13 protein-coding genes and 1 tRNA gene are annotated in these 15764 nt (G+C 70.1%); 7 read left to right on the top strand and 7 right to left on the bottom strand.

Annotated features, from left to right (window positions below; genetic code table 11):
• Positions 1 to 70 precede the first annotated feature (70 nt).
• Positions 71 to 913 carry a helix-turn-helix transcriptional regulator gene (locus AB5J56_RS26780; protein WP_369235774.1) on the top strand — a complete coding sequence of 281 codons (843 nt, stop codon included), beginning with the start codon at positions 71 to 73 and terminating at the stop codon, positions 911 to 913.
• A 378-nt stretch (positions 914 to 1291) separates the two neighbouring features.
• Here the strand turns inward: AB5J56_RS26780 and AB5J56_RS26775 are convergent, their stop codons facing one another.
• Positions 1292 to 2686, bottom strand: coding sequence for a cystathionine beta-synthase (locus AB5J56_RS26775; RefSeq protein ID WP_369235772.1), 1395 nt, complete (start codon positions 2684 to 2686; stop codon positions 1292 to 1294).
• 202 nt (positions 2687 to 2888) lie between these two features.
• Here AB5J56_RS26775 and AB5J56_RS26770 point away from each other — a divergent pair, with 202 nt between their 5' ends.
• From AB5J56_RS26770 to AB5J56_RS26760, 3 genes are all read left to right on the top strand, one after another.
• Positions 2889 to 3911: an SGNH/GDSL hydrolase family protein gene (locus tag AB5J56_RS26770; RefSeq protein WP_369235770.1), complete on the top strand. Its 1023-nt coding sequence runs from the start codon at positions 2889 to 2891 to the stop codon at positions 3909 to 3911.
• A gap of 397 nt (positions 3912 to 4308) precedes the next feature.
• Entirely contained in the window at positions 4309 to 5529 is a 1221-nt protein-coding gene (locus AB5J56_RS26765) for an acetyl-CoA C-acetyltransferase (protein ID WP_369235768.1), read from the top strand.
• 298 nt (positions 5530 to 5827) lie between these two features.
• A complete protein-coding gene (locus AB5J56_RS26760; protein ID WP_369235766.1) occupies positions 5828 to 6610 on the top strand; it encodes a hypothetical protein in 783 nt (260 codons plus the stop codon).
• Positions 6611 to 6677: 67 nt separating this feature from the next.
• Here AB5J56_RS26760 and AB5J56_RS26755 read toward each other — a convergent pair whose 3' ends face one another.
• Positions 6678 to 6989 (bottom strand): hypothetical protein, encoded by a 312-nt coding sequence (locus tag AB5J56_RS26755; RefSeq protein ID WP_369235764.1) that lies wholly within the window; start codon positions 6987 to 6989, stop codon positions 6678 to 6680.
• A 100-nt stretch (positions 6990 to 7089) separates the two neighbouring features.
• On the opposite strand from AB5J56_RS26755, the gene AB5J56_RS26750 reads away from it, so the two are divergent.
• Positions 7090 to 7320 (top strand): DUF4287 domain-containing protein, encoded by a 231-nt coding sequence (locus AB5J56_RS26750; protein ID WP_369235762.1) that lies wholly within the window; start codon positions 7090 to 7092, stop codon positions 7318 to 7320.
• Positions 7321 to 7450: 130 nt separating this feature from the next.
• Here the strand turns inward: AB5J56_RS26750 and AB5J56_RS26745 are convergent, their stop codons facing one another.
• The 4 genes from AB5J56_RS26745 to AB5J56_RS26730 all read right to left on the bottom strand — a co-directional run bounded on the left by AB5J56_RS26745 (position 7451) and on the right by AB5J56_RS26730 (position 10514).
• Entirely contained in the window at positions 7451 to 8332 is an 882-nt protein-coding gene (locus AB5J56_RS26745; RefSeq protein ID WP_369235760.1) for a Bax inhibitor-1/YccA family protein, read from the bottom strand.
• A gap of 190 nt (positions 8333 to 8522) precedes the next feature.
• On the bottom strand, positions 8523 to 9698 hold the full coding sequence (locus tag AB5J56_RS26740; RefSeq protein ID WP_369235758.1) for a 4-hydroxybenzoate 3-monooxygenase: 1176 nt from the start codon (positions 9696 to 9698) through the stop codon (positions 8523 to 8525).
• Between the two features lie 124 nt (positions 9699 to 9822).
• Positions 9823 to 10371, bottom strand: a complete 549-nt coding sequence (locus tag AB5J56_RS26735; RefSeq protein ID WP_369235756.1) for a hypothetical protein — start codon at positions 10369 to 10371, stop codon at positions 9823 to 9825.
• 60 nt (positions 10372 to 10431) lie between these two features.
• A tRNA-Leu gene (locus AB5J56_RS26730) sits at positions 10432 to 10514 on the bottom strand.
• Between the two features lie 388 nt (positions 10515 to 10902).
• On the opposite strand from AB5J56_RS26730, the gene AB5J56_RS26725 reads away from it, so the two are divergent.
• Positions 10903 to 11673: an ABC transporter ATP-binding protein gene (locus AB5J56_RS26725; RefSeq protein WP_369235754.1), complete on the top strand. Its 771-nt coding sequence runs from the start codon at positions 10903 to 10905 to the stop codon at positions 11671 to 11673.
• 103 nt (positions 11674 to 11776) lie between these two features.
• Positions 11777 to 14305 carry an ABC transporter permease gene (locus tag AB5J56_RS26720; protein ID WP_369235752.1) on the top strand — a complete coding sequence of 843 codons (2529 nt, stop codon included), beginning with the start codon at positions 11777 to 11779 and terminating at the stop codon, positions 14303 to 14305.
• Positions 14306 to 14364: 59 nt separating this feature from the next.
• Here AB5J56_RS26720 and AB5J56_RS26715 read toward each other — a convergent pair whose 3' ends face one another.
• Positions 14365 to 15657, bottom strand: coding sequence for a class I SAM-dependent methyltransferase (locus AB5J56_RS26715; protein ID WP_369235750.1), 1293 nt, complete (start codon positions 15655 to 15657; stop codon positions 14365 to 14367).
• Positions 15658 to 15764 lie beyond the last annotated feature (107 nt).

The following is a 15764-nucleotide window of genomic DNA, read 5'->3' as shown; positions in this document are numbered from 1 at the left end:
CCAGGGATGCGCTTTTCCTGGGTCTGGCAGTACCAGGTTCGCGGCGCGCGTCCCGCCTAGGATCGAACCCATGGACGGGGACCTCGGAGACTTCCTGCGCTCACGCCGCGCACGCATCACACCCGACGAAGTCGGTCTGCCCTCGCACGGCCGCCGCCGCGTACCGGGCCTGCGCCGCGAGGAGGTGGCACAGCTCGCGGGAGTGAGCGTCGACTACTACATCCGCCTCGAACAGGGGCGCGGTCCGAGCGTCTCGGACGCGGTCCTGGACGCGATCGCGCGCGTGCTGCGGATGGACGAGACGGAACACGCCTACCTGCGTACGGTGGCCCGCCCGCGCAAGGAGCAGCAGCGCCGCCGCCCGGCCGCACCCCGCGTACGCCCCGGCGTCCAGCTGCTGCTGGACAGCATGGAGCGCGTCCCGGCGTTCATCCTGGGCCGCCGTATGGACATCCTGGCGTGGAACGCGCTCGGCGACGCCGTGAGCGGCTTCAGCCGCATGGATCCCGCCGTCCGCAACATCCCGCGCCAGGTCTTCCTCGACCCGGCGGCCCGCGACTTCTACCCCGAGTGGCACGCGGTGGCCGCCCAGACGATCGCCAACCTGCGCATCGACGCGGGCCTGCACCCCGACGACCGCGAGCTGTGCGCCCTGGTCGGCGAACTCTCCCTCAAGAACGAGGACTTCCGCCGACTGTGGGCGGACCACCAGGTCGCGGCGTGCGCGTACGGCGTCAAGCGCGTCCGGCACCCGGTGGCGGGCCTGCTGACCCTCCCGTACGAAACGCTGGCGGTCCCCTCGGACCCGGACCAGACGATCGTGGCCTACACCCCGGAACCGGGTTCGGAGACGGCGGAGCGCTTGGCGCTGCTCGGAAGTTGGAAAGCGACGAAGGCCGCAACCATCAGTTGAGGAACCCCGACGGCGAGCAATCTGGTCCGCGAGAGCGGCGCCGGTTTAGGCGCAAAAGGGTGCGCGGGGACCGCCGCACCCCCCGTTGCCGGGAGGGCGGGACGACGGCGGTCCCCGCGAGGGACGCGAGCCGGGTCAGGGCCGAGCTTCGCGTCCTGGGCGTCCATGGAGGTCCGGGAGCCGCTCCGGAGGTCCTTGACGCCGTTTTCGGTGTCGGCCGGGGCGGGGAGCCGCTCCCGCCCTGCCGACACCCACTAATGTGCCGGACCCGTGTTAAGCGGGTGCTGCGCGGACGTGACGCGCTCGTACCACTTCTGCGAAGTTCCCCGCCGAAGGAACCGGAAGATCCGTGCACGACGGGGAACCGAACGGGAGTTCTTACTGCTTGGTGCCGCCCTTGGCGAGGAAGGCGAGCAGGTCCTGGCGGCTGACGACACCGGTGGGCTTGCCCTCGACGAGGACGATCGCCGCGTCGGCGCTGCCGAGCACGGACATCAGGTCGCCGACCGGCTCACCGGAGCCGACCTGCGGCAGCGGCGCGGACATGTGCTTCTCCAGCGGGTCCTCCAGGGAGGCCTGCTTGGTGAACAGCGCGCCGAGCAGCTCGCGCTCGACGACCGAGCCGATGACCTCGGCGGCCATCACGTCGGGGTGGCCGGCGCCGGGCTTGACGATGGGCATCTGCGAGACGCCGTACTCGCGCAGCACCTCGATGGCCTCGCCGACGGTCTCCTCCGGGTGCATGTGCACGAGGGAGGGGATGTGGCCGTGCTCCTTGTCGTTGAGGACGTCACCGACTCGGGCGCTCGGCCCGGAGTCCTCCAGGAAGCCGTAGTCGGCCATCCACTCGTCGTTGAAGATCTTGCTGAGGTACCCGCGCCCGCTGTCCGGCAGCAGCACGACCACGACATCGTCGGGCCCGAGCCGCTCGGCGACGCGCAGCGCGGCGACGACCGCCATGCCGCACGAACCGCCCACCAGCAGCCCTTCCTCCTTCGCCAGCCGGCGGGTCATCTGGAAGGAGTCCTTGTCGGACACGGCGACGATCTCGTCGGCGACGGTCCGGTCATAGGCGGTGGGCCAGAAGTCCTCGCCGACGCCCTCGACGAGGTACGGCCGCCCGGACCCGCCGGAGTACACCGACCCCTCGGGGTCGGCGCCGATGACCTGGACCTTGCCGTCGCTGGCGTCCTTCAGGTAGCGCCCGGTCCCGGAGATGGTGCCGCCGGTCCCCACACCCGCCACGAAGTGGGTGATCCGCCCGTCCGTCTGTTCCCACAGCTCAGGGCCGGTGGAGTGATAGTGCGAGAGGGGGTTGTTGGGGTTGGAGTACTGGTCGGGCTTCCAGGCACCGGGCGTCTCGCGCACGAGCCGGTCCGAGACGTTGTAGTAAGAGTCAGGGTGCTCGGGATCGACAGCGGTCGGGCAGACGACAACCTCGGCCCCGTACGCCCGCAACACATTGATCTTGTCGGTGCTGACCTTGTCGGGGCACACGAAGATGCACTTGTACCCCTTCTGCTGCGCGACGATCGCGAGCCCGACACCGGTGTTCCCGCTGGTCGGCTCCACAATCGTGCCCCCGGGCTTGAGGGCGCCGCTCTCCTCCGCGGCCTCGATCATGCGCAGGGCGATGCGGTCCTTCACGGACCCGCCGGGGTTGAAGTACTCAACCTTCGCCAGGACGGTCGCCTGGATGCCTGCGGTCACGTTGTTGAGCCTCAGCAGCGGGGTGTTGCCGACGAGGCTGATCATCGAGTCGTGGAATTGCACCGTTGTCTCCGGAGCTGTGTATCTGAGGGATGGTCTTGCCAGCCTAGGCCCTGTCGTCGCAATCCCGCCGTTCGCCCGAAGGGCGGGATTGCGACGACAGGGCCTGGGGCCCGACGTGGGCGTTCACGTGCCGTTGAGATTGGCCGACCTGCTCTACGGGGCAAGCAGTGGGTGTACGGCTAAGAGGAGGTGGCGGCGACGGATGACGAGCTTGTCGAGGGCGAGGGTGGCCCGCCGCATCGCGGCGGGCGCCGCGTACGGCGGCGGTGGGATCGGGCTGGTGGGCGCGGCCACGATCGGCCTGGTGCTGGCCGAGGTGCAGCTGGCGAAGCGGCACGTGGGCAACGGGCACAGCCCGCACGCTCCGAGCGCCGACGGCCTGTACGGGTACGCGTACGCCGATTCCTCCGAACCTCCGCTGCGCCTGGCGATGCTGGGTGACTCCACGGCGGCGGGCCAGGGGGTGCACCGGTCCCGGCAGACTCCGGGGGCGCTGATCGCCTCGGGACTCGCGGCGGTGGCCGAGCGCCCGGTGGAGCTGCGCAATGTGGCGCTGCCCGGGGCCCAGTCGGACGACCTCGACCGACAGGTGGTGCTCATCCTCGCGGACCCGTCCCGGGTGCCGGACGTCTGCGTGATCATGATCGGCGCGAACGATGTGACCCACCGGATGCCGGCGACCCGCTCGGTGCGGCATCTGTCCTCGGCGGTACGGCGGCTGCGGACCGCCGGCGCGGAGGTGGTGGTCGGCACCTGTCCCGACCTGGGGACGGTGGAGCAGGTCCAGCAGCCGCTGCGGTGGCTGGCCCGGCGGGCGTCGCGGCAGCTGGCGGCGGCGCAGACGATCGGGACGGTCGAGCAGGGCGGGCGGACCGTGTCGATGGGCGACCTGCTGGGGCCGGAGTTCGAGGCGAACCCGCGCGAGATGTTCGGCCCGGACAACTACCACCCCTCGGCGGAGGGGTACGCGACGGCGGCCATGGCTGTCCTCCCCACCGTCTGCGCGGCCCTCGGCCTCTGGCCGGCGGAGGAGGAGCGGCCCGACGTCTCGCGCCGCGAGGGGTTCCTTCCTGTGGCCCGGGCTGCCGCCGAGGCGGCCTCGGAGCCCGGCACGGAGGTCACGGCCGCCATGCCCACGGGCCCCCGCGGCCCCTGGGCCCTCCTCAAACGCCGCCGCCGACGCCGCCTCCCCGCCACAGACCCGGCCCCGGCCGGCTCCCCGTAACCGTCCGACTCCGACCCCCGGGGTGGGTGGGCAAACCCCGGTCACCCCTCGTTTGCACAGTTACCCGGCATGGGTGCTGAGCGGGGGTGGGTCACGCAACTCGGCGCTATCGAGGCGCCGCCTGCGCCCACCCGTGCCGCCCCAGCGGCACGATTGCCCGCAGCAAAGCGAGTACGCACCCGCAGTCGCCCACCGGCACGGCCCCGACCCCCCACGCACCCCCCTGCGAACGGCGCCCCCGCCAGAGAAAAGCAAGCGCTTAGACAATTGCGGCCAGGGTCACACCCCGACACCCGTGACCCAAGCCATACGTACGGGTAACTTCCCAACCAGCCCTGCCTGCAAGTCCTCAGTCCGCAAGTCCCGCAAGGGAACCCCGTACGCCAATGGAGCCGTGATGCCCGAAGCCGTGATCGTCTCGACCGCCCGCTCCCCCATCGGCCGCGCTTTCAAGGGCTCCCTCAAGGACCTGCGCCCGGACGACCTGACCGCCACGATCATCCAGGCCGCCCTCGCCAAGGTCCCCGAGCTGGACCCGAAGGACATCGACGACCTGATGCTCGGCTGCGGCCTGCCCGGCGGGGAGCAGGGCCACAACCTCGGCCGGATCGTCGCCGTACAGATGGGGATGGACCACCTCCCGGGCTGCACCATCACCCGCTACTGTTCCTCCTCGCTCCAGACCTCCCGCATGGCCCTGCACGCCATCAAGGCGGGCGAGGGCGACGTCTTCATCTCGGCCGGCGTCGAGATGGTGTCGCGGAGCGTCAAGGGCTCCAGCGACGGCCTGCCCGACACCATGAACCCCCTCTTCGCCGAGGCGCAGGCCCGCACCGCCGCGGTCGCCGCCAGCGAGGGTTCGAGCTGGCACGACCCGCGCGAGGACGGCCTGCTCCCGGACGCGTACATCGCGATGGGCCAGACCGCCGAGAACCTGGCCCGCGTGAAGGGCGTCACCCGCCAGGACATGGACGAGTTCGGTGTCCGCTCGCAGAACCTCGCCGAGGAAGCCATCAAGAACGGCTTCTGGGAGCGCGAGATCACCCCGGTGACGACCCCCGACGGCACGGTCGTCGCCAAGGACGACGGCCCCCGCGCCGGCGTCACCATGGAGGCGGTCGGCGGCCTCAAGCCGGTCTTCCGTCCCGACGGTCTGGTCACGGCCGGCAACTGCTGCCCGCTCAACGACGGCGCCGCCGCCCTCGTGATCATGTCGGACACGAAGGCCCGCGAGCTCGGCCTCACCCCGCTCGCCCGCATCGTGTCCACGGGCGTCACGGGCCTGTCTCCCGAGATCATGGGCCTCGGCCCGGTGGAGGCGAGCAAGCAGGCGCTCAAGCGCGCCGGCCTCACCGTCGACGACATCGACCTGTTCGAGATCAACGAGGCCTTCGCCGCCCAGGTGATCCCGTCGTACCGCGACCTGAACATCCCGCTGGACAAGCTGAACGTGAACGGCGGCGCCATCGCCGTCGGCCACCCCTTCGGCATGACGGGCGCCCGCATCACCGGCACGCTCATCAACAGCCTCCAGTTCCACGACAAGCAGTTCGGTCTGGAGACGATGTGCGTCGGCGGCGGCCAGGGCATGGCGATGGTCATCGAGCGCCTCAGCTGACCCGGGCCCGAACAGCACCCCTACGTCACCGCAGTTGATCGCAGTGTGACCGAATCGGCCCGGACCCCTGTAACCCCACGGAGTCCGGGCCGATTTGTGATCCAATCTCCCCCAGGATGTGACCTATCTCCCTCCGAGGAGGGATTTGCGCAGGTCAGAGCCATTCCACAACTAAACCCCGGGCCCAAAGTCCTGCCCCATTCGTGACGTTACGCACTGACAGATGGTTAGTCCGCCCTTCAAGCTGATGTAGGAAGTCGGGGGTCGACCTTGAACCGGGAGTACGTCAGTGAGCGCCATGCCTGTAGCTCTGCTGCTCACCACAGCCGCCACCGCGGCCGTGGGCGTCGCCGTTCTGCGCACCCTGTTGGTGCTGCGCAAGCAGGTCGCGGCCCTGCACGACGACATCACCCAGAGCCGCGCCGAGGCCGCCCGCGGTCTCGTGCCCGCCGCCCGAGCCGCCGCCGACACGGACGAGATACGCGCTGCCGTGGCCGAGGCGCTCGCGGAGGAGCGGGAGCGGGAGCTCGCCGAGGCGCGGGCCTTCTGGGCCGCCCAGGAGGCGCGTGACGCCTCTGACGTCCCCACCCTGCTCGGCCTGCCCGACAGTGAACTGTTCCTGCCGCGCCCGTCGGACTTCGTGGGCCTGGAGCACCTGGAGCCGGTGACCGAGCCGGGCCTGGACGCCGAGGAGTTCGCGGCCGACTCCGCCGAACTGGCCGCGGCCCGCCGCCGCCACCCCTCGCACCCGGACTTCGTACCGGTCCAGTCACCTGTCGTGAACGACCATGAGCGCACGGTGTCCTGCCTGGAGGAACTCGCCGAGTCCCGTACGGCGCTGGCCGACGTCCGTCCCGGCCCGCTGGGCACGCTCGACGTCTACGTCTTCGCGGACGGTACGACGCTGTGCATGACCCCGGGCCACCGCGAGACCGCGGAGCGGCTGGCCGCGGCGCTGCGCTCGGGCGAGACCCCGGTCCTGCTCGGCGGCTCAGGTGTCTCCGGCGCGTACGCGCTGACGTTCGCGTGCGGCGAGGAGAACGTGTACATCCTGGCGGACCGGGTCATAGCGTCGCTGTAGGAGCCGCAGGTTCCTGCAGCCCACCGGAACCCTCATCGCGCCGGAAGTCGATCGGTTGACCAATCGATCAGACTCCGGCGCGCTGCTGTGCCTCCTCCACGAGCCGTACCGCTTCCTCCAGCTCCCCCTCGTTCGTCAGTACGAGGGCCAAATCATGAACGGCGACGGTGATTTGGTCGGCCGCGGCGAACATCCCCGCGTCGGGCATCTCCCGAGGCTCCCTCGTAGGGTTCTCAAGACGCTGGGCACGCAGTGCCAACTCCCTGGCCAGGCCCAGTGCCTCGGCCGCCGCGCTCCGCTGGAGGCGGCTCTGCGGCGCGGCCCTCAACCGGTCGGCGAAGTGGTCCACGGCACGGGTCAACGGCGTCGTATCAAGCACGACGCGACCCTACGCGTCCCTCCGGGACTGTTGCCAACGGGCCAACGCTCAGGCACGGTGACGTGAAGAGCGACCGCATCGCACGCGTCCGGAGGCGCCGATGTCCCAAGTCTTCTCCGAGGAGACCCATCGCAATCTGCTCGCCCGCATCCCCCACTGCACCGGTCGTGAAGTATCCGACTGGCTGCGCACGGTAGACGACGGCCCCGCCCTCTTCCGCTTCGAGGAGAAGGTCAGCTGGCTCCGCGCCGAACACGACCTGGCGTACGGCCACGCCAAGGCAATCATCCACGAGTACGACCTGAGGAGGGCCGCGCGCAAACTGCTCTGAGCGCGCACCACCGTGACGACAAGGCATCCCGACGACAAAGGGCCCGCGAACCAGTCTCTGGTTCGCGGGCCCTTCCGTCACTCACCGCTCGGCGGCGGGCTTGCTACTGCGTACTTCCAGCTGCGTACTTCTAGTCGTCACCGCTGAAGATGGCGACCAGGCGCAGCATCTCGACGTAGATCCACACGATGGTCATGGTCAGGCCGAACGCGGCCAGCCAGGCCTCCTCGCGCGGGGCGCCGTAGGCGATGCCGTCCTCGATCTGCTTGAAGTCGAGGGTGAGGAAGAACGCGCCGATGAGGATCGCGATGATGCCGACGACCGCACCGAGCGGGCCCATGCTGCGCAGTCCGCCGTCGGGGGCGACCCCGAAGACGACGAGCAGCAGGTTGACCGCCATGGTCAGCACGAAGGCGATGGCGATGGCCATGCCGATGCGTGCGTAGCGTGCGGTGACCCGGATCCAGCCCGCCTTGTAGACGAGCAGGGTCGCGCCGGTGACCGCCATGGTGCCGAGCACGGCCTGGAAGGGCGCGCCGGACCAGCGGCTGTTGTACATCTCGCTGATGACCCCGAGGAAGACGCCCTCGAAGGCGGCGTATCCGAGGATCAGCGCGGGCGAGGCCGTGCGCTTGAACGACTGCACCATCGCCAGCACGAAGGCGACGAGGGCGGAGCCGATGGCCAGGCCGTAGCTGGTGGTGGACACCGGCAGCAGCGCCCACGCCAGGATGGCGCCGACGACGACCGTGCCGAGCGTCATCGACGAGCGCATGACGACGTCGTCCATCGTCATGCGGCCGGTGGTGACCGGGGCCTGCGGCGGAGTGCCGTACTGAAGGTCCTGCTGGGCGTACGGGTTCTGCGCGTAGGGGTTGCCGCCCTGCTGCGCGTACGGGTTGCCCTGCGTGCCCGTAGCGGGTCCCCCGGCCTGCGGCGCCGCGTTGAACCCCGCGTAGCCGTTGTCGCGGCTGAAGCCCCGTCGCGAGAAGACCGGGTTGCTGCTCCTCATTTCACTCCTCCATGGCCGCCTTGCGCGGCCTTGGGCTCAAGAGTAATAGGTAGGCAAAGGATTGACCCTACTGCTTGGGGAGGATCTTTCCCTTGTGGTGCCACCGTACGCGTGTGTCCCAGGCCGGGCGAGCACTGGTACGAAGCCGTAACAGCCCACTTAGCCCGCCCTTAGGCGCCTTTCCCGGCCGTCAGTCCAGAGGGAAGCCCGTGTAGCCGTCCGCGAGGTCGGTCTCGGCCGCCCGGGAGCCGGCGATCCGGCGCAGCCGGGCGAGCTGGACGCGGTCCTCGAAGGGGGTGGCGTCGGGGGCGCGGTGCAGCATCGTCGTCATGTCGTAGGAGAACCGCTCGGCCTGCCAGACGCGGCGCAGGCAGGTCTCGGAGTACGCGTCGAGGCGCTCCGCGGAGCCGGTCTCCTGCTCGTACGTCAGGGCCCGCGCGAAGGTGACGACGTCGCCGACCGCGAGGTTGAGCCCCTTGGCGCCGGTCGGCGGCACGATGTGCGCGGCGTCGCCGGCGAGGAAGAGGCGGCCGTGGCGCATGGGCTCGTGGACGTAGCTGCGCATGGGCGTGACGGACTTCTGCGTGATGGGCCCGCGCTCCAGCCGCCAGTCGTCGTCGGTCTCGAAGCGCCGCGCCAGCTCGTCCCAGATCTCCTCGTCCGCCCAGTCCTCGGCGTCGGTGCCCTCGGGCACCTGGAGGTAGAGCCGGGAGACGGCGGGCGAGCGCATGCTGAGCAGCGCGAAGCCGCGCTCGTGGCGGGCGTAGACGAGCTCGTCGTGCGAGGGGGCGACGTCGGCGAGGATGCCGAGCCAGCCGAAGGGGTACGTGCGCTCGAACACCTGGGACACCGCGGAGGGCACCGCCTGCCGTGCGACCCCCCAGAACCCGTCGCACCCGACGACGTAGTCGCACTCCAGCACCTCCTCGCGCCCCTCGTGCCGGAAGCGCACCCGCGGACGGCCGCTCTCCGCGCCCTCCACCGCCAGCGCCTCGGCCCCGAAGAGCAGCGGCCCGCCCTCCTTCAGCTGGAGCGCGATGAGGTCCTTGCACACCTCGGTCTGCGCGTACACCATCACGGAGCTGCCGCCGGTGAGCGCGGGGAAGTCGACGCGGTGCCGGGCCCGGTCGAACCGCAGCTCGATGCCGTCGTGCCGCAGCCCCTCCCGGTCCATCCGCTCCGCCGCCCCCGCGGCCCGCAGCACATCGACGGTCCCCTGCTCCAGAATCCCGGCCCGCTGCCGCTGCTCCACATACGCCCGGTCCCGGCTCTCCAGCACAACGGACTCGATCCCGGCGTTCCACAACAACCGCGCCAACAACAACCCGGCCGGCCCGGCCCCGATGATCCCGACGGTGGTACGCATCGGCACGCCCCTTCGCGTTCCTGTGTTCATTCGCTTGTTCGTGCAGTGAAATTTAGTTCACCAACTCCTGAACGTGAGTCTCCGACCGCCCGGACCCTCTGTCAACGGTTGAGTGGCGAACTCCTCAGCCGATCTTGTGCCAGGTCTGGCAGCCGGTGCTCGTGAAGGCTTTGTCGGTGGCCTTGATGGTGACGGTCGTCGGCCCCTTGCCTCCGTTGGCCGCGATGATGTCGCCCGCCTCGCCGGAGAAGCCGCTCAGCCGCACCCAGTCGCAGTAGGAGACGTCTCCGCCCTGCGGACCGTCGCTGCGATACGTTCCGGGCTTGACGTCCGTGCCGACGGTGAAGGTCCCATCCCCCGGGATCTCGCTCGCGGAAGCCTTCCGAGGCGCTTCGGCCGTGCCGGGAGCCGTCGTCCCCGAACCTGCCTCGGTGACCGTCTCCGTGGCGGTCACCGTCGCCTCGGCCGACGGCGCGGCACCACCCCCGGAACCGTCTCCGGAGCCGCCCGCGACCGCCGAGCCGATCAGCCCACCGACCACTACGGCGACGAGCGCGACGGCCGTATGGGTCAGGACACTCCTCATGCGCCCGGAGGGGCCGCGCTCGGCATGGGGGCGGGAGCTGGGTTGCAGCGGTCCGCCAGGGGGGCCGGAGGGAGTGTCGGCGTTCATGGACTCAGCGTGCGACGGCGCCGCACGGCCTGCATGTCGTGAACGCATAGGGGTCGGAGGTGCCCGGAACCGGACTTGAACCGGTACGCCCGCGAGGGGCAGCGAGGTTTAAGCTCGCCGTGTCTGCATTCCACCATCCGGGCAGGCCATGGGCTCCGCGTCGAGGTTACGAGCCTATCGGGGCGCTTCCCTCGAACAGCGGTCGGGCGGACCGATGTTGTCTTATTTTATTGACGTCTGAGGGTGCATCAGCCACCGGTACGGGCCATCCGCACTTGCCAATAGCCTTTCGGGTAAGTCACGGGCGCGTATACGGAATGACGGAATTTCACCGTCCGAACGAAGGCCCCCGGCGGCTGAAGGCTCCGGACTCCTCAGGGACGGCCCTCATCCCCAGGTATGACGCGGGCGTCCGCGGTCCGACCGCAGGCTGCCTCCGGAACCGGATCAGCGGCTGACTACACGGGCCCGATCGGCCACGACGATGAGACAAGTCCCAGAACGTCGTCGTCCCGACAGGAGCACCCTCCCGTGACCACCACCCCTCTCGCCCACCGGGCCACCGCCGTCGCCGCGCATGCCACGGAACTGTCGAAGGTCTACGGACAGGGCGAGACGCAGGTGGTCGCCCTGGACCGGGTCACGATCGACTTCCGGCAGGCCGAGTTCACCGCGATCATGGGCCCCTCGGGGTCGGGCAAGTCGACCTTGATGCACTGTGTGGCGGGCCTGGACACGTTCTCGTCCGGTTCCGTACGCATCGGCGAGACCGAGCTGGGCTCCCTCAAGGACAAGCAGCTCACCCAGCTCCGCCGGGACAAGATCGGCTTCATCTTCCAGGCGTTCAACCTGCTGCCGACCCTGACGGCCCTGGAGAACATCACGCTCCCGATGGACATCGCGGGCCGCAAGCCCGACAAGGCGTGGCTGGACTCGGTCATCAAGATGATCGGCCTCGCCGACCGGCTCAGCCACCGCCCCTCGCAGCTCTCCGGCGGCCAGCAGCAGCGCGTCGCCGTCGCCCGCGCGCTCGCCTCCCGGCCCGACATCATCTTCGGCGACGAGCCGACCGGAAACCTCGACTCGCGCTCCGGCGCGGAGGTACTGGGCTTCCTGCGCAACTCCGTACGGGAGCTGGGCCAGACCGTCGTCATGGTCACGCACGACCCGGTGGCCGCCGCGTACGCGGACCGCGTGGTCTTCCTCGCCGACGGCCGCATCGTCGACGAGGTCTACGAGCCCACCGCCGACTCGGTCCTGGACCGGATGAAGCAGTTCGACGCCAAGGGCCGCACCAGCTGAGCCGGTCGCACCGGCCGAACCCCCGCCGACCGCTTCCACCCTCCGCACCTCCTCGCCCTCTCCTCTCCTCGCCTCGCCTCTCCTCCCTGGACTGAGAAAACCCATGTTCCGTACCGCCTTGCGCAACGTGCTTGCGCACAAGGCCAGGTTGATGATGACCGTGCTCGCCGTGATGCTCGGCGTCGCGTTCGTGTCCGGCACCCTGGTCTTCACCAACACGATCTCGGACGCCTACCAGAAGAGCTCCGCCAAGGGCTTCGACCAGGTCGACGTCGCCGTCCGGCCGGAGAGCCAGGAGGACAAGGGCGACACGGTCGGCAAGACGGGCAAGCTGACGCAGCCGCTGCTGGACGAGGCGGCGAAGGTCCCCGGCGCCCGGTCGGCGATCGGCGTCGTCACCGGCTTCACCGCCGTCGCCGACAAGGACGGCAAGCTGATCGGCGGCGGCTTCCAGTCGCAGGGCGGCAACTACTGGGGGAACAAGGACCCGCGGTACCCCCTCACCAGCGGCCGCGCACCGCACGGCACGGACGAGGTGGCCCTCGACTCGGAGACCGCGAAGCGCGCCGGCTACAAGGTCGGCGACACCGTCCGCATGTCCGTCGACGGCCCCGTCCTCACCCCGACCGTCACCGGCATCTTCACCACGGACGACGGCAACGTCGCGGCCGGCGGCAGCCTCACCCTCTTCGACACGAAGACCGCGCAGAAGCTGTTCGACCGGGTCGGCGAGTACGACGAGATCGACGTGAAGGCGGCGGCCGGCACCAGCCAGAGCGCGCTGCGCAGCGCGCTCGACAAGGTCGTCCCCAAGGACACCGCGTCCACCACCACCGGTCAGCAGCTCGCCGACGACCAGGCCGAGCAGATCTCCACGGCCACCAGCGGCATGCGCACCGGCCTGCTGGTCTTCGCGGGCATCGCGCTGTTCGTCGGTACGTTCATCATCGCCAACACCTTCACCATGCTGGTCGCCCAGCGCACCAAGGAACTCGCGCTGCTGCGCGCCGTCGGTGCCTCCCGCCGCCAGGTCACCCGGTCCGTGCTCCTCGAGGCGTTCGTCGTCGGCGCGGTCGCCGCGGTCACCGGCCTCGTCGCCGGCATCGGCATCGGTGCGGGCATGCGCTCCCTGATGGGCTCGCTGGGCGCCACCGTGCCGGACGGCCCGCTGGTGATCTCGCCGGGCACCGTCGCCACCGCCCTCCTCGTCGGCGTCATCATCACGATGCTCGCCGCATGGCTGCCGGGCCGCCGGGCGGCGAAGATCCCGCCGGTCGCGGCGATGAGCAGCGTGCACGCCAAGGCGACCACGAAGTCCCTCGTCGTACGGAACACGATCGGCGCCCTCTTCGCGGCCGTGGGCGTCGCCGTCGTCCTCTACGCGACCACGATGGACGGCTCGGACGGGCAGGCCCCGATGGGGCTCGGCGCGGTCCTGCTGATCATCGGCGTCTTCGTCCTCACCCCGCTGCTGTCCCGCCCGCTGATCGCGGCCGCGGCCCCGCTGCTGCGCGTGTTCGGGGTCTCCGGCAAGCTCGCCCGGCAGAACTCGGTGCGCAACCCGCGCCGTACCGCCGCGACCGCCTCCGCGCTGATGATCGGCCTCACCCTGATCACCGGTATGACGGTGATGGCGGGCAGCCTGCAGAAGTCGATCGACAAGATGGCCACTTCCGCGATCAAGGCCGACTACATCGTGTCGATGGCGAACGGCAACGAACTCTCGCCGGACGTCGAGAAGAAGCTCGCGAAGGTCGACGGCGTCACCGGCACCAGCCCGCTGCGCAACGCGCCCTCGCGCATCGACCGGACGACCGACTACCTGACGGGCGTCAACGGCAAGGCCATCACCGGGCTCCTCGACCTCCCCGTCCAGGACGGCGCCTTCAAGGTCGGCGGCACGCAGGTCGTCGTGGACGACGACACGGCCAAGTCCCACGGATGGAAGGCCGGTTCGCACTTCACGGTCTCCTACGAGGACGGCAAGAAGCAGCAGCTCACCGTGGCCGGGGTCTACCAGGGCAACGACATGATCCAGGGCATCATGCTGGACAACGCCACCCTCGCTCCGCACACGAGCGACGTCACCGACATGCAGGTCATGGTGAAGACATCGGGCGGCACCTCCGACGCGGTCAAGGACAAGCTGGAGAAGGCCCTCGGCGACAACCCCGCGATCAAGGTCCAGGACAAGAAGGACTTCTCCGACCAGATCGCGCAGATGTTCACACTGATGCTGAACATGCTCTACGGCCTGCTGGCGATGGCCGTCATCGTCGCCGTCCTCGGCGTCATCAACACCCTCGCCATGTCGGTGTTCGAACGCTCGCAGGAGATCGGGATGCTCCGCGCGATCGGCCTCGACCGCAAGGGCATCAAGCGGATGGTCCGTCTGGAGTCCCTGGTCATCTCGCTCTTCGGCGGCGTGCTCGGCATCGGCCTCGGCGTGTTCTTCGGCTGGGCGGCCGGTGAGCTCCTTGGCAGCAGGATGTCGACGTACGAACTGGTCCTGCCCTGGGCCCGGATGGGTGTCTTCCTGCTCCTCGCGGCGACGGTCGGCGTGCTCGCGGCGCTGTGGCCGGCGCGGCGGGCGGCCCGGCTGAACATGCTGGCGGCGATCAAGTCCGAGTAGTCGTACGCGAGTCGGGGCCCCGTTCCAGGCGGAACGGGGCCCCGATGCGCGTACCGCCGTCAGTTCCAGGTTCTCGCCCGCAGCGGCATCCCCGAAGTCCCGGACGGCTCGGGCGTCTTGACCGCCAGGACCTGGTTGACGCCGATGCGGTTGCCCTCGAAGGCGAGGGCGCTGGCCGCCATGTACAGGCGCCAGACGCGGGCGCGGCCGGGGCTGGTGAGCCGTACGGCCAGCGGCCACTGCGCCTCCAGGTTGGCGACCCACTGACGCAGGGTGAGCCCGTAGTGCTCGCGCAGGGCCTCGACGTCGCGCACCTCGAAGCCGGCGGTCTCGAGCTGGGTCACGGTGGTGCCCAGCGGCGCGAGTTCGCCGTCCGGGAAGACGTAGGCGTCGATGAACTCGTCGACGGCGTACGTCGATTCGTCGCGCTGCGGCCGCCGTCCGATCTGGTGGTTGAGCAGCCGCCCGCCGGGTTCCAGGAGCCGGCCCAGCACCTCGGCGTACTCCAAGTAGCGCTCGGCGCCGACGTGTTCGGCCATCCCGATGGAGGAGATCGCGTCGTAGGGGCCGTCGGAGACATCCCGGTAGTCCTGCACACGGATCTCGACCCGGTCGGTGAGCCCCTCGTCCGCCACCCGCTTGCGGGCGTACGCGGCCTGCTCCTGCGAGAGTGTCACCCCGACGACGCTCACCCCGTGCTCACGGGCGGCGTGGATGGCCATGGAGCCCCAGCCGCAGCCGACGTCGAGCAGCCGCTGACCGGGCGTCAGGGCGAGCTTTTGGCAGACGAGTTCGAGCTTGTCGCGCTGGGCGTCCTCCAGGGTGGCGTCCGGCGTGGGCCAGTAGGCGCAGGAGTACACCATGGAGGGCCCGAGGACGAGCTCGTAGAAGTCGTTGCCCACGTCGTAGTGGTGGCTGATGGCGCGCCGGTCGCTGCGCTTGGTGTGCAGATGACGACGTCTGCGCACCTCCTCGCGGGGCGGGGCGGGCGGCAGCGGCGGTCCGGCCATCAGCAGCAGTCCACGGGCGGCCGCCCGCACGGCCGGGTCGCGCAGCGCCTCCGCGAGGCCCCGGGCATCCTCGCCCCGCTCCCACACCAGGTCCGACACCAGGTCGAGGGCGGCGTAGAGATCGCCCTCCACCCGGAGGTCTCCCGACACCCACGCCCGCGCGAGCCCCAACTCGCCCGGCTTCCACAGCAGTCGGCGCAGGGCACGCCGATTGCGTACGACGAAGGTGGGGCCGCCGGGCGGGCCTGCTTCCGAGCCGTCCCAGGCCCGGATGCGCAGCGGGAGCGGAACCCCCAGCAACTGTTCGACAAGGCTCTTCAGCCGCGACGCGGCGTCCTGCATGGCGTGCACCTCCGAGACGGCGTTCCCGAATGCTCCAACACCACGTAAACACCACAGTGCCCGTTGCGCAGTCCCTCTATCGCGTTACGGCTGAGCAAAATGGGTGT

Origin of the sequence: Streptomyces sp. R21, assembly GCF_041051975.1 — a bacterium.
Classification (GTDB): Bacteria; Actinomycetota; Actinomycetes; order Streptomycetales; family Streptomycetaceae; genus Streptomyces.
The sequence above is the reverse complement of the archived record's forward strand: the minus strand, read 5'-3'. Positions and strand labels throughout refer to the sequence as shown.